Annotated in this window: 14 protein-coding genes; 6 read left to right on the top strand and 8 right to left on the bottom strand. The window is 68.4% G+C overall.

Features of this window, described 5'->3' with window-relative positions:
- The 3 genes from mobA to AC14A7_RS12655 are packed head-to-tail and all read left to right on the top strand — an operon-like array spanning window position 1 to window position 2034.
- Window positions 1–573, top strand: a complete 573-nt coding sequence (gene mobA, locus AC14A7_RS12665; protein WP_484009588.1) for a molybdenum cofactor guanylyltransferase — start codon at window positions 1–3, stop codon at window positions 571–573.
- On the top strand, window positions 563–811 hold the full coding sequence (locus tag AC14A7_RS12660; protein ID WP_484009586.1) for a DUF6457 domain-containing protein: 249 nt from the start codon (window positions 563–565) through the stop codon (window positions 809–811). Before mobA ends, AC14A7_RS12660 begins: the two co-directional genes overlap by 11 nt.
- Complete coding sequence (locus AC14A7_RS12655; RefSeq protein ID WP_484009584.1) at window positions 808–2034, top strand: molybdopterin molybdotransferase MoeA; 1227 nt, start codon at window positions 808–810, stop codon at window positions 2032–2034. Before AC14A7_RS12660 ends, AC14A7_RS12655 begins: the two co-directional genes overlap by 4 nt.
- A 10-nt stretch (window positions 2035–2044) precedes the next feature.
- On the opposite strand, the gene AC14A7_RS12650 is transcribed toward AC14A7_RS12655, so the two are convergent.
- From AC14A7_RS12650 to AC14A7_RS12640, 3 genes are all read right to left on the bottom strand, one after another.
- On the bottom strand, window positions 2045–3613 hold the full coding sequence (locus AC14A7_RS12650) for an FAD-dependent oxidoreductase (protein ID WP_484009582.1): 1569 nt from the start codon (window positions 3611–3613) through the stop codon (window positions 2045–2047).
- Window positions 3610–5664, bottom strand: a complete 2055-nt coding sequence (locus AC14A7_RS12645) for a molybdopterin oxidoreductase family protein (protein WP_484009615.1) — start codon at window positions 5662–5664, stop codon at window positions 3610–3612. The genes AC14A7_RS12650 and AC14A7_RS12645 overlap by 4 nt, the downstream gene beginning before the upstream one ends.
- 65 nt (window positions 5665–5729) lie before the next feature.
- Window positions 5730–7130, bottom strand: a complete 1401-nt coding sequence (locus AC14A7_RS12640) for an MFS transporter (protein ID WP_484009580.1) — start codon at window positions 7128–7130, stop codon at window positions 5730–5732.
- Between the two features lie 151 nt (window positions 7131–7281).
- On the opposite strand from AC14A7_RS12640, the gene AC14A7_RS12635 reads away from it, so the two are divergent.
- Both AC14A7_RS12635 and AC14A7_RS12630 read left to right on the top strand, forming a co-directional pair.
- Window positions 7282–7713: a hypothetical protein gene (locus tag AC14A7_RS12635; protein WP_484009578.1), complete on the top strand. Its 432-nt coding sequence runs from the start codon at window positions 7282–7284 to the stop codon at window positions 7711–7713.
- A 196-nt stretch (window positions 7714–7909) separates the two neighbouring features.
- Entirely contained in the window at window positions 7910–8797 is an 888-nt protein-coding gene (locus tag AC14A7_RS12630) for an endonuclease domain-containing protein (RefSeq protein ID WP_484009576.1), read from the top strand.
- 76 nt (window positions 8798–8873) lie between these two features.
- On the opposite strand, the gene rimM is transcribed toward AC14A7_RS12630, so the two are convergent.
- From rimM to AC14A7_RS12610, 4 genes are all read right to left on the bottom strand, one after another.
- On the bottom strand, window positions 8874–9485 hold the full coding sequence (gene rimM, locus AC14A7_RS12625; RefSeq protein ID WP_484009574.1) for a ribosome maturation factor RimM: 612 nt from the start codon (window positions 9483–9485) through the stop codon (window positions 8874–8876).
- 2 nt (window positions 9486–9487) lie between these two features.
- Window positions 9488–9724, bottom strand: a complete 237-nt coding sequence (locus AC14A7_RS12620; protein ID WP_484009572.1) for an RNA-binding protein — start codon at window positions 9722–9724, stop codon at window positions 9488–9490.
- 3 nt (window positions 9725–9727) lie between these two features.
- Complete coding sequence (gene rpsP, locus AC14A7_RS12615) at window positions 9728–10267, bottom strand: 30S ribosomal protein S16 (protein ID WP_484009570.1); 540 nt, start codon at window positions 10265–10267, stop codon at window positions 9728–9730.
- Window positions 10268–10396: 129 nt separating this feature from the next.
- On the bottom strand, window positions 10397–11317 hold the full coding sequence (locus AC14A7_RS12610) for a DMT family transporter (protein ID WP_484009568.1): 921 nt from the start codon (window positions 11315–11317) through the stop codon (window positions 10397–10399).
- 77 nt (window positions 11318–11394) lie between these two features.
- Between AC14A7_RS12610 and AC14A7_RS12605 the strand changes: the two genes are divergently transcribed.
- On the top strand, window positions 11395–12534 hold the full coding sequence (locus AC14A7_RS12605; protein WP_484009566.1) for a glutamate--cysteine ligase: 1140 nt from the start codon (window positions 11395–11397) through the stop codon (window positions 12532–12534).
- Here AC14A7_RS12605 and AC14A7_RS12600 read toward each other — a convergent pair.
- Window positions 12531–17612: a hypothetical protein gene (locus AC14A7_RS12600; RefSeq protein ID WP_484009564.1), complete on the bottom strand. Its 5082-nt coding sequence runs from the start codon at window positions 17610–17612 to the stop codon at window positions 12531–12533. The genes AC14A7_RS12605 and AC14A7_RS12600 overlap by 4 nt on opposite strands.
- Window positions 17613–17627 lie beyond the last annotated feature (15 nt).

The raw sequence follows: 17627 nt of genomic DNA, 5'->3' as shown, positions 1-17627 counted from the left end.
ATGACTGAGTGGAATGCCATCGTTCTCGCCGGCGGTCGCGCCTCGCGGCTGGGCGGTATCGACAAGACCGCGCTCGTATTCGAGGGCGCGACGCTGCTCGAGCGAGCACTCGCCGCAGCCAGAGGCGCCGTCACGACGGTCGTTGTCGGCACCGAGGTCGTCGAGTCTCCGCGCCACGCTGGTCCCGCTGCCGCCACCATCGCCGGCCTCGACGCTCTCGCCCGGCCGCGCGCGCCGTTCACCGCGGTCATCGCCGCCGACCTCCCCTACGTCGAGGTCGCCATGCCGCTCCTGCTCTGCGCCCTCGAGGCCGCGCCGTTCGCCGGCGGGGTCATTGCCGTGGATGACGACGGCCGCCGCCAGCCGCTCCTCGCCATCTACAGCACCGCCGCCCTCGCTCTCGCTGGCGCGGAGTGCCGCGGATCGCTCGAGAACCTCGGCATGATGCGCCTCATCGCCCCGATCCAGCTCATCGAGGTGCCCGTGCCGTCGCGGCTCTGCGCCGACATCGACACTCCGGAGGCAGCCGCCGCCCACGGAATCCAGCTGACGGAGGTGCTCGTTGGAGTCTGAGCCGATCTCGATCGAGGAGTACATCACGACCCTCGCTGTCTCCCTCGGCCTTCCGCCGGGCGAGGTCGACATCACCGCCCTCCTCGACCTCGCGCGCGATGCCGCCCACGGCGTCGCGCGACCGAGCGCACCCCTGACCACCTTCCTCGTCGGCCTCGCCGCCGGCAGGGCGGGAGGTTCACCGCAGGATGTCGCTGCCGCCATCGCGACGGCCAACACCACCCTGGAGACGCTGTGACCACCACGCTCAGCCCCACCCGTCGGCACGCCCTGCCCCTGGTGGACTGGCACGACGCGCGCACGATCGCCCGAGAGCATGGCGCGGCCCTCGCCGACTCCTGCCCCGACATCGTGCCGGTGAGCACCGCTGGCGGTCGAACGCTCGCCCACGACCTGTTCGCACTCACCGACCTCCCCCACTACTCGTCGTCGGCGATGGACGGCTGGGCCGTGTGCGGTGACGGGCCGTGGGAGCTCGGCGAGCCGATCCGCGCCGGTGCCGGGGCCGCACTTGCCCCTCTCGTACCCGGCACCGCGCGGGCGATCGCCACGGGGGCTCCGGTGCCTCCCGGCACGTCCACGATCGTGCGGCGCGAGCAGGGCGACACCCGCTGGTCGGCGGGGGGCATGCGCCTCGAGCTCTGCGACCCGGCTTTTCCTCCCGCGCCAGGGCGCGACATCCGCCACCGAGGAGAGGAGGCCCGCCACGGCGAGCCGCTGCTGGCGGCGGGCACCGTGCTCTCTGCCCCACGGCTCGCTCTGGCCGCCGTCGCCGGCTACGACGAGGTCAGCGTGCTCCCCGCGCCGAGGGTCGACCTCGTGCTGCTCGGCGACGAGCTGCGCACCGCGGGACTGCCCGCCGACGGGCGCGTGCGCGACGCCTTCCTCCCCTCCCTCCCCACCGCCGTCGCCTCCGCAGGGGGCGCCGCCGGTTCTGTCGCGTTCGGCCGCGACACCCTCGACGCGACCGTTGAGGCGCTCACGGCATCGACGGCTGCCCTCACCCTGACCACGGGCGGAACCGCTCAGGGACCAGCCGACTTCGTGCGCTCCGCCCTCGACGCTCTCGGAGCCACGATCATCATCGACGGGGTCGCGATGCGGCCAGGCCACCCGGTCATCCTCGCCCGCCTCGAGAGCGGGCGGCTGGTGCTCGCCCTTCCCGGCAATCCGCTCGCGGCCATGCTGGCGTTCGCGAGCATCGGGGTGCCAGTGCTCGACGGCATGCTGCGGCGAGAGGCGGGGCCGGTGGCGCGCATCGCCCTCGCTGTCGACGTGGACAACGCGTCGGCATCCACGCGCCTTGTCCCGTGCACCTGGGGTGAGCGTGGCGCGACTCCGACTCGGTGGCAGGACTCCGGGATGCTGCGCGGACTCGCGAGCGCCGACCTCGTCGCCGTCGTTCCCCCCGGAGGCAGCGCCGCCGGGGAGCTCGTAGAGACGCTGCCGCTGCCCTGGTAGGCAGCGACCGCTAGACCTCGACGGGTGCCGCGGACGGCGCCGCAGCAATGAGCTGCGCGATGCGCCCCTTACAGCCACCGCAGCCCGTTCCCGCGCGCGTCTGCGCGCCGACGCCCTCGACGGTCGAGACCCCACGCGATGCGCACGCGCTGATCGTCTTCGCCTGCACCCCGTTGCACCAGCACACGGTGTCGTCGGGTGAGGGCGCCGCACTCGACTCCGCCGCCGCACCGACCGCGTCGAGGCGCAGCAGCACGGCGGGGTCGGCCGGGATGACGCTGCCACGCTCGAACAGCAGCGTCAGCTCCGCGCCCAGCCGCGGCATCCCGACGCTCACGAAGCCCTCGAGCACGCCGTCGCGCGCCACGATCTTCGCGTAGCCGCCGCGGGTGCGGTCGATCCACTGGCTGACCTCGAGGTGCTCGTCCCACGCATCGGCGTCGACCTTGCCGGCCGAGACCACGTGCACGAACTCCGACTTGAGCATGACCGTGCTGCGCCGCTCCGGCTGCAGCAGGTCGGCTCGGCGCGAGCCCGTCGCCTCAGCGGCGAGCGCAGCGGCGAGCCAGTCGGCCTGCCGCCAGCCGGGGCCGATGAGGCCGGAGGGCGCGCCGGCTACATGGTGCGCCTCGATCGACTCGTCGGGTGCGGCCACGTGCGCGCAGTCGCCGATCGCGAAGATGTCTGGGTCGGTCCAGCTGCGCAGCTCGTCGTCGACCAGGATTCCGCGACCGACCGCGAGCCCGGCGCGGGCGGCGAGCTCCGACCTGGCTCCGACGCCGCACGAGAGCACGAGCAGGTCGCCCTCGATCTGCTTGCCGTCGGCACACACCAGGGCGTCGAAGGTGAGGTGGCCGTCGTCTCCGGTGCGAAGCAGCACGCTCTCCGCGCGGGAGTGCCCGACCACCTCGACGCCGGCGGCGCGGGCGGCCTGCGCCAGCATCCGTCCACCGTTCGTGTCGAGGTTGCGTGCCATCGGCCCGTCGCCGTGGTGCACCACGACCACGCGGGCGCCCTGCTCCTGGGCGGCAAGGGCGAGCTCCATGCCGAGAACACCCGCGCCGAGCACGACGATGCGCCGCCCCGACTCGACGGCAGCCCTAATGACGTCGCCGTCGCGAAGATCGCGAAGCACCTCGACGCCACGCGGCAGCCCCGCGGCCACCTGGTCGAGCCCGTTCGGAGCGATGCCGAGGCGCGAGGACTCCATGCCGACGAGCGTCGGGATGTTGGCGCGGGCACCCGTGGCGAGCACGAGCCGGTCGTATGGCACGGTCTCGTCGGTTCCATGGAGGGAGACCGTCTGGCGGCTGCGATTGATCGTCGACGCCGTCTCGCCGAGTCGAAGCTCGACCCCGGCATCGATGAAGGCGGAGTCGTCGGCGATCTCGAGCCGCTCCCGGTCGGTGCGGCCGACGGCGTACTCGGCGAGCAGCACGCGGTTGTACGCGCTGTCGTGCTCTGCACCGAGCACGGTGAGCGACACGGCGCCACTGCGCACGGCGGGCAGCAGCTCCTCGACGAAGCGGGCGCCGACGGGGCCGTAGCCGATGAGCACGATGCGGGTGGGGTGGGTCATGGCTCCCTCTCGTGAACCGGCGCGACGCGCACGCTGGTCTTCTTGAACTCCGGCATACCGGAGATCGGGTCGGTCACGCTCTCGGTGAGCAGGTTGGCGCACTCGGAGTCGGCGTAGTGGAACGGAAGGAAGACGGTGTCGTGCCGCACGTCGTCGGTGAGTTCAGCGAGGCAGTGCACGGTGGCCCGCTCGTTCGAGACGGTCACGGCATGGCCGTGCACGATACCGAGCGCGGATGCCGTGTCGGGGTGGATCTGCACCGTCGCGCGCGGCTTCGCGCCCATGAGCTCTGGCACGCGCCGTGTCTGCGTGCCCGACTGGTAGTGCTCGAGCAACCGCCCGGTGACGAGCGTGAGCGAGTCGGAGGGTGCTGGCTTCGGGCGGGTGGTCACCGGCACCAGTCGCGCGAGTCCGTCGGGGTGTGCGAAGCTCTCGCCGAAGAGCCGCGGCGTGCCGGTCGAGCCGACCGGGTACGGCCAGTAGGCGGCCACCTCGGTGTCGAGCAGCTCGTGGCTGAGTCCGGAGTAGTCGGCGATACCGCCCTCGGACGCGCGAGCGAGCTCGTCGAACACCTCCGACGGAACGACGGAGTAGGTGCCGGGGGCGTCGAGGCGCTTCGCGAGCTCGTGCAGGATCCAGAGCTCGCTGCGCACACCGGGCGGGGCGTCGATGGCCTGGCGGCGGCGGATGACGCGGCCCTCGAGGGAGGTCATCGTGCCCTCCTCCTCTGCCCACTGCGTCACCGGCAGCACGACGTCGGCGAGGGCGGCGGTCTCGCTGAAGAAGAAGTCGCAGACGACGAGCAGGTCCAGTGCCTCCAGCCCCTTCCTTACGCGGGTGACATCGGGCGCGCTCACGACGACGTTCGAGCCGTGCACGAGAAGGCAGCGCACCTTGCCTGGCACGCCGAGCTCGTCGAGCAGCTCGATGGCCGGCACCCCGGCGCCGGGGATGACGGCCGGGTCGACGCCCCAGACGGCGGCGACGTGCTCGCGCGCCGCGGCATCCGTGATCTTGCGGTAGCCAGGGAGCTGGTCGGCCTTCTGTCCATGCTCGCGGCCGCCCTGGCCGTTGCCCTGCCCGGTGAGCGTTCCGTAGCCAGAGCCGGGTCGGCCGACCAGGCCGAGGATGAGCGCCAGGTTGATCGCGGCCGTCGCGGTGTCGGTGCCGTCGACGTGCTGCTCGACGCCACGCCCGGTGAGGATGAAACTGCCCCTGCCGTTGGCCAGGCGCCGTGCCAGCGCACGCAGCTGCGTCACCGGCACCCCGGTCGCCGCCTGAACGGCCTCCGGCCACCACGAGCTCACGCTGCGGCGCAGCTGCTCGAAGCCGGTTGTGCGGTGCGCGACATACTCCGTGTCGACGAGCCCCTCGGCGATCACGATGTGGGTGAGCCCGAGCAGCAGCGCGAGGTCGGTGCCGGGCGCTGGCTGCACGTGCACTCCCCCGCCGTCGGCGGTGAGCTTCGCGGTCTGCGAGCGGCGCGGGTCGACCACGATGAGGCCGCCCGCAGCCCGGGTGTTCTCGAGGTGCCCGATGAACGGCGGCATGGTCGCCGCGACGTTCGAGCCGAGCAGCAGGATGGTGTCGGCGTCGTCGAGGTCGGTCACCGGGAAGGGCAGACCCCGGTCGACCCCGAAGGCGCGGTTGCCCGCGGCCGCCGCGGACGACATGCAGAACCGCCCGTTGTAGTCGATGCGGCTCGTGCCGAGCGCGAGCCTGGCGAACTTGCCGAGCTGGTAGGCCTTCTCGTTGGTGAGGCCGCCGCCGCCGAAGACCCCGACGGAGTCGGCGCCGAAGCGCTGCCGGCTGTCTTTCACCGTCGAGGCGATGAGGTCGAGCGCGTGGGCCCAGCTCGTCGGCACGAAGGTTCCGTCGGGCTGGCGGAGCATGGGCTCTGTGATGCGGTCGGATGCGGCGAGAAGCTCCGCCGACGTCCACCCCTTCTTGCACATGCCGCCGCGGTTCGTTGGAAATTCTCGCCCGATCACCGTGAGCGGGATGGCTGGCACGGCCGATGGCCCCGCGTCCCCGGAGGGGCGAAGGGCCATCGCGCACTGGAGTGCGCAGTACGGGCAGTGGGTGTCGACCGCTGCCGTGCTGGCGGTGAGTGTCACTAGATCCGCTGTCCTGTCGTTCCGGCGCCACGGCGGAGGTAGAAGACCGCGGTGATGGCGATGAACAGCACGTAGGCGGCGACGAAGCCCCAGATGGCGTTGGCGTAGCTGCCGGTCTGGGCGAGGCTCGCGCCGAGCAGCTGCGGGATGATGAAGCCGCCGTACGCGCCGATCGCGGAGATGATGCCGATGGCGGCACTCGTCTTGCGCTGCACGCTGACGTCGCCCGAGTTGTTGTGCGCGTCGTGCACGCCGGCTCGTGCCGCGAAGATGCTCGGGATCATGCGGTAGGTCGAGCCGTTGCCGATGCCCGTCGCACCGAAGATCACCATGAAGATGCCGAGGAAAATCCAGAAGTTGCCGAGGGGCAGCGTGTAGATGACGGCCATGGCGCCGATGGCCATGACGCTGAACGCGGCGACGGTGACCTTCGCGCCGCCGAAGCGGTCGGCGAGCTTGCCGCCGAACGGGCGGGCGACCGAGCCGCACAGCGCGCCGAGGAACGCGAGCGAGATCGCAGCGGCTCCGACGTGGATGGCAGAGAACTCGGGGAACTGCGTCGCGATCACCTTGGGGAAGACGCCGGCGAAGCCGATGAAGGAACCGAAGGTGCCGATGTAGAGCACCGCCATGATCCAGGTGTGCGGCTCCCGAAGGGCAGCAGCGGAGGCTGCGAAGTCTGCCTTGGCGTTCGAGAGGTTGTTCATGAAGCGGCGGGCGCCCCAGATGGCGACGAGGATGAGCGGGATCCAGAACCACCCGGCGAGCGACAGGTTGACCGTCGACCCGATCGCGCCGACCGTGATGACGATGGGAACCAGGATCTGCGCGACCGACACACCGAGATTGCCGCCGGCGGCGTTGAGACCGAGCGCGTATCCCTTCTCCTTCTGCGGGAAGAAGAAGTTGATGTTCGACATCGAGCTCGCGAAGTTGCCGCCACCGAAGCCGGCGAGGGCTGCGACGAAGAGCATGACGCCGAACGGGGTCTCTGGGTTGCCGACGGCGAAGCCGAGCGAGATAGCCGGGATCAGCAGCAGAGCCGCCGAGATCATGGTCCAGTTGCGGCCGCCGAACTTCGGCACGAGGAAGGTGTAGGGAAGGCGGAGGGTCGCGCCGACGAGGGCCGGCATCGAGATGAGCCAGAAGGTCTGGCTGATGTCGAAGGTGAAGCCGGCGGCGGGCAGCTGCACGACGACGATGCTCCAGAGCTGCCAGACGACGAAGCCGAGGAACTCGGCGAAGATCGACCAGCGCAGGTTGCGGGTGGCGATGGCCTTGCCCTCCGAGGCCCACTGCTGCGGGTTCTCCGGGTCCCATCCGTCGATCCAGCCCTTGGGGCGGTGAGTGAGGGTGGACGAGGGTGTCACTTCTGGTGGTGCGGTGAGCGTTGCAGACATCGATACTCCCCTGTGATGGACTGGTGCGATGTGACCACGGTAGGGATCCTTTGTTTCCCCTCCCGTCGATTCGCACGACAGCGGAGTAACAAAGACCTCACCGGTGCCGAGGCGCGGGGTGAGGTCGGCGGCTGGCCGTAGTGTCAGGCGCATGATCGAGATCGCCCGCGTCGCCGCCACCTCCTCCGTTGCCCCCCAGCGCTTCTTCGAGCGGTGGTGCGACCTCGACACCCACCCAGAGTGGGCTCCCGGCATGGACTACCTTCGACTCGACGAGCCCTTCGCCCTCGGGGCGAGGGGCATGCTCAAGGTCGGCGGGGAGGATCCGCGCCCGTTCGAGGTCAGCGGAGTCGTCGCGGGGCGGCTCTACGCCGACACCACGATCCTCGACGGTGCGCGCATGCAGGTCACCCACGAGGCGGTTGCCCGCGGCACGGGCAGCGCGCTCGAGCTCGTCGCAACCCTCGAGGGTGATCGGGCACAGCACTATGCATCCGAGTTCGCCGGCATCGGGGAAGCCCTCGCGGGCGACCTCGCGCGGCTGGTTGCGCTGCTCGAGCGCGAGGCTGCTAGTCGGCGGTAGGGGCGTCAGGCTCTCTCCCTCACCTGCCGCGAGAAATTCAGGCTTCAGCCGCATCCATCGTCATATGCGGCCCGGATGCCGCGTACGCCTGAATTTGCTGTCGAGCCCACTCGCTCCCAGTCGAGGTGCGCACCGGGATTCCACCGGAACCGTGGATGCGGCACTCAGCCCGCACCATCGAGCGCAGCATCCCGACATGCTCCCAACAACATCGCTTGCGCGACACGGAGGTGTGGCCAGCCTCTCAGAGTTGCGCAAGGACGGCGTCTCGGATGCCTCGCGCGAGGCGTCCCTGCGCCGCGGCGAGATCTACCGAATTCGGAACGGGTGGTTCTGCCTCCCTCATGCCGAGCCCGATGTGATCGCGGCCGCACGGGTTGGCGGCCGGCTGACGTGCGTATCGCTTCTTCGATCACTCGGGCTGTGGACCATGCCAGACGACCGACTGCACGTCGCTGTCGCTGGCAACGCTGCGCGTCTTCGCTCGCCGCTCGATAGGCATCGACGGCTCGATCTCGCTGAGCCGACGGTAGCGCTGCATTGGAATCACTACGACTGGGCACCTCCCCGCACCGCTGGCGTCGATGTCCTTGACGCGGCAATCGCTCACCTCATCCGGTGCGTTCCTCGCACGAGCGCGATGGTGACGATCGATTCTGCGCTCAACAAGAAGCTCCTGACTCTCGGTGCGCTGAACGACATCGCCACCCGGGTTCCTGGTAATCACGACTGGTTTCTCCGACATGCTGATGCCAAGTCTCAGTCCGGACTCGAGACGCTCGCCCGCTGCGGGCTGCAAAAGCACCAGATCAGGGTGAGAACGCAGGTGGAGATTCCGCGTGTTGGAACCGTCGACTGCCTGATCGGCGACCGTCTCATCCTCGAGTTAGACAGCAGAGCGCATCACCTCGGCGACAACTACGAGAAGGATCGCACCCGTGATCTGCACGCGATCGAGCAGGGCTACCTCGTGCTCCGGGTGAGCTATAAGCGCATCATGGAGGACTGGGAGTCGGTTGAGCGGGTCATCCTGTCGCTCGTTCGACGCCGAGAGCACGAATGGCGGCGAGGGCAGCGGCGCTGATGCACGAAATTCAGGCTGGTGCGGCATCCATCCAGATATGAACGATGGATGCGGGCTGGGCCTGAGTTTTGTGGCGCTAGTCGGTGCTGGGAGCCTCAGTGTCGGTTGAGGCCGGAGCCGCAGCCTCTGGCTCCTCGTCGGCGATCTCCTCGAACAAGCCGAGGGGAGGGTCGACCGTCAGGGTTCCGGCCGTCACATCGACGGCGGTGACGATGGCCTTGACGAAAGGAACGAGAACATCGCCGGATGCCGTGGCGACCGTCAGCAGATCCTGCGCCGGGAAGTGGTCGATCTGCGACACCGTGCCGACCTCCACGCCGTCGCGGATGACCGTGAGTCCGACCAGCTGGTGGTCGAACCAGGCGTCCTCCTCGCCGGAGTCCTCGTCGTCGTCGTGGTCGATCCAGAGGATCGCCTTGATGAGGGTCTCGGCGACCGAGCGGTCGGGAACGTCCTTGAAGAAGGCAACGGGGTGCGAGTTGTACCACTTGAGCTCGATGAGCTCGAGGTTCTTGCCGTGCCACGGTGAGCTCGTCGGCACCTGCAGGGTGAAAATCGCTCCCGGGGTGAACCGCCGTGCTGGATCGTCGGTGTACATCTCGATCTTGATGGCGCCCTTGAGGCCGTGGGCCTTCGTGAGGCGGCCGACTCGCAGCTGCGAGCGATCAGGGCGTGCTGTCGATGCCACCGTTAGTAGTCGGTGTCGACGACGTCGACGCGCACCTTGCGGCCGTCGGCAAGAGCCGAGACCAGGGTGCGCAGCGCCTTCGCGGTGCGGCCGGCGCGGCCGATCACGCGACCGAGGTCCTCGGGGTGCCCGCGCACCTCGAGGACCTCGCCACGCGATGAGCTCTTCGCCGCGACCTGAACCTCATCCGGGTGATCGACGATCCCCTTGACGAGGTGTTCTAGTGCGGGAGCGAGCATGGGTTAGGCCTTGTCTGCTTCTGCGTCGGCGGCAGGTGCGTCCTCGGCGGGAGCCTCGGCAGCAGTCTCGGCGGGAGCCTCAGCAGCGGCCTCGACAGGTGCCTCGGCCGGCGTCTCGACGACCGACTCGGCGGGAGCGTCAACGGCGGCCTCCTCGGCGACCGGTGCGGCCTCCTCGACGGGAACGACCTTCTCAGCCTTCGGCTTGAGAACGGGCTTCTTCTTCTCGTCGGCCTGGAAGACCGGCTTGTCGGCCTTCACGCGAACCGTGCTCTTGGCGTTCTTGTCACCCTTGAAGATGCCCCAGTCGCCCGTGAGCTTGAGGATGGCCTCGACCTGCGGCGACGGCTGAGCGCCAACGCCGAGCCAGTACTGCGCACGGTCGGACTTGACCTCGATGAACGAGGGCTCCTCGGTGGGGTGGTACTTGCCGATCTCCTCGATGACACGACCATCGCGCTTGGTGCGCGAGTCGGCAACGACGATGCGGTAGTAGGGCGCACGGATCTTGCCGAGGCGCTTCAAACGAATCTTTACAGCCACAATTACTCCTGATTAATGCACTGGTGGCGAACAACTACTCCGAGGACGTGGGGTGCACACCCGGAGTGAAAGCTCTGATGGATTCCTATCGGGCCGATTAGAGGGTCGGGCGTCGATGGATTCAACTCGCTATTCTGCCAGACTTTTAGAGGCAGCGGTGACGCGCGGCCGGATTCGCGAGAGGGCGACCCCGGCGAGGCACAGCACTCCCCCCGCGATGGCAAGAGCGGCCGGCACCTCGGCGAAGACGAGGAAGCCAAGCAGCACCGCGATGGGCGGAACGATGTAGGTGCTGACGCCGAGCTGACCGGCCGGCATCCTCGACAGTGCGAAGGCCCAGGTGCTGAAGGCGAGGGCGGTCGGGATGGCGCCGAGGTAGACGACGCCGGCGATGGCCTGCGGCGGGGCGGCCTGCAGGTCGCGCGCGAGATCGCCGGCAAAGGGAAGGCACGCCACGAGCCCGACGGCGGCCCCGATGAAGGTCACCTGGCCGTTGGGGATGCGCCGAAGGGTCGGCTTCTGCAACAGAACGCCGGCGGCGTAGGTGAGCGCCGCGAGCAGCGCCCAGAGCACGCCGGTGCCGTCGCCGAAACCGGATGCACCCGTGCCGAGCCCGATGAGCACGACACCGAGGAATGCGACGCCAGCACCGATCGCGAGCCAGCGCGGAATGCCCTCCCGAAGGAACACACCGGCGCCGAGGGCGATGAGCAGCGGCCCGATGTTGACGATCATCGCCGTGGTTCCGGCGTCGATGGTCTGCTCTGCGATGTTGAGGGCGACGTTGTATGCCCCGAACCACAGCACGCCGAACCCGATGAGCTGCAGCCACTCCCGGCGGTTCGGTGCAACCCACCGGCCGGGCCGCACAACGCCGATGAGCACGACAAGCCCGAGCAGCACGGTGCCGACGGCGAGCCTGCCGAGGGCCAGCGCACCACCGGAGAAGTGCTCCCCCGTGCCGCGGATGACGATGAATGCACTCGCCCAGGCGAGGATCGTGACGCCGATCGCGACGTAGACGAGCGGTGTCGGGCGGGTGGGAGTCATATGGCAACGCTAGGCCCGACGGGTGACACGACCGCAACCTCTGGCAGCTTCTGGTGCACAGCACGCAGGATTGGGTCATGGAGATCCCCTTCGGCACCTCGCGTCGCTCGAATATCGGCCTGGAGTGGGAGCTCGCCTGCGTCGACCACACGAGTGGGGAGCTGACACCGGCTGGTCCCCGCATCCTCGAGGCGCTCAATCCGAACCACGACGACGGCTTTCCCCAGGTGACGGCAGAGCTGCTCACCAACACCGTCGAGGTGGTCAGCGGCCCCCACGACCGGGTCGGCGATGCCGTGGCCGACCTGCGCGCGATGGTCGCGCGGGTGCGGGAGGTCGCAGACCCGATGGGGGTCGACCTCATGTGCTCAGGCACGCATCCGTTCAGCCAGTGGTTCCAGCAGCACGTCACGCCAGACAACGAGCGCTATGCGACCCTCATCGACCGCACGCAGTGGTGGGGGCGGCAGATGATGATCTGGGGCGTGCACATGCACGTCGGGGTCGAGTCGCGCGAGAAGGTGCTGCCGATCGTCAACGGCCTGCTCGCGTACTACCCGCACTTCCAGGCGCTCTCGGCATCGAGCCCGTTCTGGGTCGGCGAGGCGACGGGCTACGCCTCGAACCGCGCCATGCTCTTCCAGCAGCTGCCGACCGCTGGCCTCCCTCCGCAGCTCGGGGCGTGGGCCAACTACGAGGAGGTCGTCTCCGACCTCACCCACATCGGCGTGATCGACGATCACTCCGAGCTGCGGTGGGACGTTCGGCCGTCGCCGAAGTGGGGAACGGTCGAGATCCGCTTCTGCGACGGGCTGTCGAACTTCACCGAGGTCGGGGCGCTGTCGGCATTGGCGCAGTGCCTCGTCGAGGAGATGTCGACGCAGCTCGACGACGGCCACGACATCCCGACGATGCAGCCGTGGTTCGTTCGCGAGAACAAGTGGCGTGCCGCCCGCTACGGGCTCGACGCCATCATCATCACCGACGCGGCGGGCAACGAGGCACTCGTGACCGATGAGCTGCGCGCGCTGCTCGAGCGACTGCGGCCGATCGCCGAGCGCCTTGGCTGCGCGAGCGAGCTCGCCGACATCCATTCGATCATGGATGCCGGAGCCGGCTACCAGCGCCAGCTCGCCGTGGCAGCCGCCAACGGCGGCAGCCTGAAGGCCGTCGTCGCCTCTCTCGTTGCCGAGCTGCGCGACGGCCTCCCGAGCTAGGCGCGCCTGCGCGCCAAGAGCACGCCGCCGCCGATGAGCAACAGCAGCACGAGCAGGATCACAAGCCAGATGGCCCACGGCAGTTCGAACGTCGAGGGTGCGCTGTCATCGGTGCCGGTGTCAGAGCCGCCCGCGGTGTCGTCGCCGTCGCCGGTCGAGGGTGGCTCATTGCCCTCCTCCGCGTCTGTCGTGTCCTCGGAGGGGGTGCCCTCCTCGACCTCGGTCGCGGCGCCTGTCGTGTCAGAATCTGCCGCGCCGGGGCGCGGAACGAACGCGGGCTTCGCAGGCGTGACCGGCGGCACGTAGACCGCTGGCTCTGCGCCGCAGCTCACGGCAGACGCAGCGTTCACCTCGATGTTCACCTCGTACTCCGCGCCGGCAGAAGCGGGCGTGAAGTCGAGAACGCACACGTTCGGCACCGGGCTCGTTGTGCCTCCGGAGTTCTCTGCCGGGTAGGCATCGTTGCTCCATTCGTAGGAGCCGATGGCCATCCAGTCGGCGCCATCCGAGACACGGATGCGGTAGGACCCGCCGACATTCGTCGCAAGGTAGGTCATCGCGCCGGAATCGGTCGCGACCTCCTGCCACCCGCCAGAGACCTGGCGGTACAGGTGCACGGTGGCACTCGGGAGCGTCGTGAGCGGTCCGTCGAACACTGCACTGAGGAAGGTCGCGTAGTGCATGTCGAGGAGCAGGCCGCTCTCTGGCGAGTTCGCCACGGGCACCGTCGTGATGAGGCCACGCACGAGTCCGGCCTTCGTCGACTCGACGGTGTAGGTGCCGCCGGCTGGCACGGCGATGCTGAAGCTGCCGTCAACGCCGGTGGTTGCCGGGAACACCCAGCCTCCCGACCAGGCCTCGATGGAGACCGCAGCCGAGCCGACGGGGTCGGCACCGAGGCGCACGGAGCCGCTGACCGTCGTGAACGCGAGGGTGCTGAGCTGTTCGTCGTTCTCTGCGACCAGGGCGGCCTCCAGAGTGGCTGTCGGGTCGTAGTAGTCAGAGGCGTAGCCATCGACGAACCCGCTCGGGTAGTCCACCCAGACGCGGTAGTTGCCCGTCTCTGTCACGCCGGGGAGCATGAACTCGCCGCTGCCGTCGACAGTGTCGCTGGCGATCGGCGTCCAGACGCTCACCGGGTCCTCGAACAGCAGCTGCGCCACTGCTCCGGCCATGGCGGGGTCCCAGTTCTCGATGTCGAGTTCAACGGTGCCGATGCGGGTGAGCTCGATCGGGTCGAGCGCCACATCGGCGCTCACGGTGACGACCTGGCCGGTGGCGACGTAGGCATATCCGTCCGTGCCGACCATGCTCGGCACGTCGAGCGTGTAGACACCGTCGGAGACACCGGTGAACGAGAACGTTCCCGCGGCATCCGTCGTTCGCGTGAAGACGTATCCGGTCGTGGTGTTGGTCAGCGTCACCGTCTGGCCAGCCACCGCCGAGTTGGCGAAGCCGTCTGTGCGCACCGTGGCACCGACGACCTCACGGTGCTCGGCGAGCACCTCCGGCCCACAGCCGGAGTTGGCTCCGTCGGCGTCGAGGGTGGCCTCGACCCAGAACTCGCTGCCGTGGTCGACGTCGTCGAAGTCGATGTAGCAGGCGTCGACGCCGACCGTGCCATCGGTCGAGTCGAACGGCGGGAGGTCGTTCTCCCAGCTCGTCTGGTCGACTCGCAGCCACTCGCCGTCCTTGGAGAAGCGCAGGCGGTAGTCGCCTCCGTCAGACGAGTAGAGGTCGGCGTACGGCGCCGAGGCGTAGCTGTCGACCTCCACCCACCCGTCGACGACGTACTTGTACAGGTGCACGTCGACATCGAAGAGTGAGTATGGACCGAATCCCTCGTCAGCCTGGGTGTAGACCTGGAAGTGGTCGGTCTGCGAGGCGATCAGCGAGAAGTTGATGCCTGCAATCGCGCTCGTTCCTACCGGAACCGTGGTGCCCGTCCAGGGTCCCTGGTCGTCGAGCTCGTAGTTCACCCCGTCGTAGTACTGCACCATGAGCGGCTCGTAGTAGGCGCTGAGGAGATAGTCGGCGTTCGGCGGCACCTCCAGCTCGTAGTTGCCGTCTTCGTCGACCTCGGCGTAGAAGTAGTCGTCGGCTGTCTCTGCATAGATCTCGGCGCCCTCGAGCGGGAAGGTGCCGTAGAACGCAGTGCCGGTGATGGTGACCATCTCGACGAGGTCGAGGGTGATCGGCGGATAGCTGTAGTCCATCTCTGCAACACCGGTGAACGGCGCTGTCGGGGTGCCTGACCCGCCGCCGATGAAGGTGTCGACGTAGCTGTGCTCGAAGTCGATGAAAACGCTGTACTGGCCGTCCTCGCCGATGGCCGGCAGCTCGAAGTGGCCGTCGGAGTCGATCCCGACGTCGGCGCTGGCCTCGTGCCACGACGAGTCGCAGGTGCAGTACGAGTAGACCGTCGCGGTGGCGCCGCTCATCGTTGCGTCATCCCAGTTGCCGATGGTGCCGGTGACGTTGCCGAGCCGCAGCGCGACCACGTCGCCGAGCTCAAGGCCGCCGGTGATGGTGTAGCCAGCAGCGAAGTAGTAATCGTGGGTGCCGTTGACGTGGGGGCCGGTGGAGTACGCCGCGAGCGTGTAGTCGCCGTTCCTCACGTCGGCAAAGGTGAACTCGCCGTTGGCGTCGGTCACGGTCTCCACGAACTCGAAGGTGTTGTTGTTCTGCAGGTAGACGGCGGCGCCGCCCACGTCGACGCTGCCCGTTGCGACCGAGGAGATCACGTGCCCTGTGACATCGCCACGAGTAGCGGGCTCTGCAGCACAGGCCAGCGACGGCATGTCGGAGTCGATGGTGGCCTCGATGAAGGAGGGGAACCCGGCACCGACGTTCTCGATGTCGACGAAGCAGGACGGCACGGTGGTCAGGGGCGTGTTGCCATCGGGCAGTGTGCCGATTCGGTAGCTCTCTGCACTGAACCACACGCCGTTGCGCTCGAAGCGCATGCGGTAGTCGCCCTCGTCCAGGTCGGTGAAGTGCACCTGCTCGAAGGAGGACTCCTGGGTGCCGACGGCCTGCCACAACCCGTAGGCGTCCTTGTGGAACAGGTGAACGGTGAGCGGCGTTATCTGAGCAACGTCGGAGACGAAGCCGAACAACGCGGGCGGGGTTGGAGACAGGGTGAACGGATACGTGCCGAAAGCACCAGCGGTCAGGGGGCCGACCGTCTCGGCATCAGCGGAGCTGGTTGCACCCTCCCAGTACTCCTCCGTGTAGTCGCCATCGACGCTCGTAGCCAGAAGGGTGTAGCTGCCCCCGACCGGGAGCACAACCGAGAATCCGCCGTAGTAGTTGAGGGGAACGTAGAGGCTGTTGGATGAGTCGGTCACGTCGGTGATGACGAGGCCCGCATTGATCCATCCGCCGCTCTCCGACTGGATGTAGCCGTCGAGAAGAGCGCCGGCGGTGAGCGTCACATCGTGTCCGGTGAGTCCCGTCGATGTCGCGGGGTCGACCGCGAAGGCGTGGTCGGCGGAGAAGTCGACCTCCGCCTGCAGATCACGCGCCCATGCGGTCTCTCCGCCCGCTCCGAGGAGTGTCGGCAGGTACGCCTCGTCCTCGTAGGGAACGATCTTGATGTAGTAGCTGCCGGCCTCGCGCACTCCCGACAGAGTGAAGCTGCCGTCCGCCTCCAGCTGCGAGGTGTCGACGACGGTGCCGCCCGACGGCCCTGCCTTGTAGAGCTTCGCGAACACGATATAGGTCATGTCGTCGTAGTTGAGCACCGAGCCGGTGACACTGGCGTCAGACCCATCCGCGTAGGCGGGCGTGTCGCAGCTGGCGGGGTAGCGCTGCTCCTCAGCGAGGGAGACGCTGCCGAGCACGCGCGACCCGCTTCCGGCGCTCATCGTGAACGCGTAGTAGCACAGCCCCTCGCTCGTCGGGGCGTACTGCGGTGAACCGTTGTCGGTGAGGCTGTTCCAGATCAGGGTGCGCTCGGTGTCGCGGCTGCGGAACGCGATGCGGTAGTCGCCGTCGGGAAGGTCGGTGAAGGAGAACGACGTGCTGTTCGGCGCGGTTCCGTATGGCGTCTGGGCGAACTTGCCCGTGCCGTCCTTCTTGTAGAGGAAGGTGTCGACCGCATAGGGGTCACCGCCACCGCCGACCGTGGTGCCGGTGAGGTTGATGGGAAGGCGCTCGAGAGCCAGGTCGATCGACGTTGCCGTGTAGCTGTTGCCCGCGGTGAGGGCAACGGGGTTGCCCGCGTACGACCCGGCGGTGAACCCCGACGACGCGGCAGTGATGGTGAGACTGGCGTTCGTCGCGGCGAGCTTGAGCAGGTAGCTGCCGTCGGAAGCGGTGGTCGCGCTCGTGACGAGGGTGGCGCCGGAATACGCGCTCACGGTTGCGCCGCTGACTGCCGAGCCGCCCGGAGTAGTGGTGACGGTTCCGCTGATGAAGCCGGCGGGAGTGAGGGCCACCGCGCCGACGCTCACGGTGTCGATCGTGCCGTCCACGGTGATCGGGTCGCTGTACGTGTCGAAATACGGGGCGCTGGCGTCTGGCTCGAACTTGAGCCGGTAGGTGCCGGTGCCGGTCTGAAGAAGGTGCGCGAAGCTTCCATCCGCGTTGGTGACGACGAAGTTCGAGACCTCGGCAAAGTAGGTGGTTCCGCTCGGGAACGAGCCCTGGATCTCCACGCGAACGGTGGTGTGACCGCTTCCGGCTGCCGAAGGAATCGAGCCGGCGATCTTCGGCTTGGTGATGGCTATGGATGCCGTGGTCTGCCCCGCGACGAACGTGAAGTACGGGGTCGGAACGTACTGGCCGCCCGGCACGAGCCGGTAGCTTCCCTCGGGGATCGGCCCAACTGTGCCCGTGAAGAACTGCGCGGAGCTGTTGGTTGTGAAGGAGTATGTCGTGCCATTGCTCGCCTCGAGCACGATCGGCCTGTTGGGGTAGATGCCGCCCTGGGCGGCGTCGGTCACGGTGACAGTGACGTTCACGTCTGCTGCAACGGCCGGGGTCACCCCGCCGAGAGCCACGAGAGCCACCACAGTGACTACTGTCGCCGCGAAGCGGGCGCGAACGGAGGAGAAGGCCTTGGAGCGGGGCATGCGGCGTCGCTAACT

The sequence above is a fragment of the Conyzicola sp. genome (assembly GCF_057073975.1).
Note: the sequence above shows the minus strand (reverse complement) of the source record. Positions and strands in the feature narration are given on the sequence as shown.

Bases quoted from the DNA above. Each gene is read 5' to 3' on its own strand.
- AC14A7_RS12605 (WP_484009566.1), top strand. From the start codon at position 11,395: ATGGAGATCCCCTTCGGCACCTCGCGTCGCTCGAATATCGGCCTGGAG.
- AC14A7_RS12640 (WP_484009580.1), bottom strand. From the start codon at position 7,130: ATGTCTGCAACGCTCACCGCACCACCAGAAGTGACACCCTCGTCCACC.
- AC14A7_RS12635 (WP_484009578.1), top strand. From the start codon at position 7,282: ATGATCGAGATCGCCCGCGTCGCCGCCACCTCCTCCGTTGCCCCCCAG.
- AC14A7_RS12610 (WP_484009568.1), bottom strand. From the start codon at position 11,317: ATGACTCCCACCCGCCCGACACCGCTCGTCTACGTCGCGATCGGCGTC.
- mobA (WP_484009588.1), top strand. From the start codon at position 1: ATGACTGAGTGGAATGCCATCGTTCTCGCCGGCGGTCGCGCCTCGCGG.
- AC14A7_RS12600 (WP_484009564.1), bottom strand. From the start codon at position 17,612: ATGCCCCGCTCCAAGGCCTTCTCCTCCGTTCGCGCCCGCTTCGCGGCG.
- AC14A7_RS12650 (WP_484009582.1), bottom strand. From the start codon at position 3,613: ATGACCCACCCCACCCGCATCGTGCTCATCGGCTACGGCCCCGTCGGC.
- AC14A7_RS12630 (WP_484009576.1), top strand. From the start codon at position 7,910: ATGCTCCCAACAACATCGCTTGCGCGACACGGAGGTGTGGCCAGCCTC.
- AC14A7_RS12620 (WP_484009572.1), bottom strand. From the start codon at position 9,724: ATGCTCGCTCCCGCACTAGAACACCTCGTCAAGGGGATCGTCGATCAC.
- AC14A7_RS12645 (WP_484009615.1), bottom strand. From the start codon at position 5,664: ATGGCCCTTCGCCCCTCCGGGGACGCGGGGCCATCGGCCGTGCCAGCC.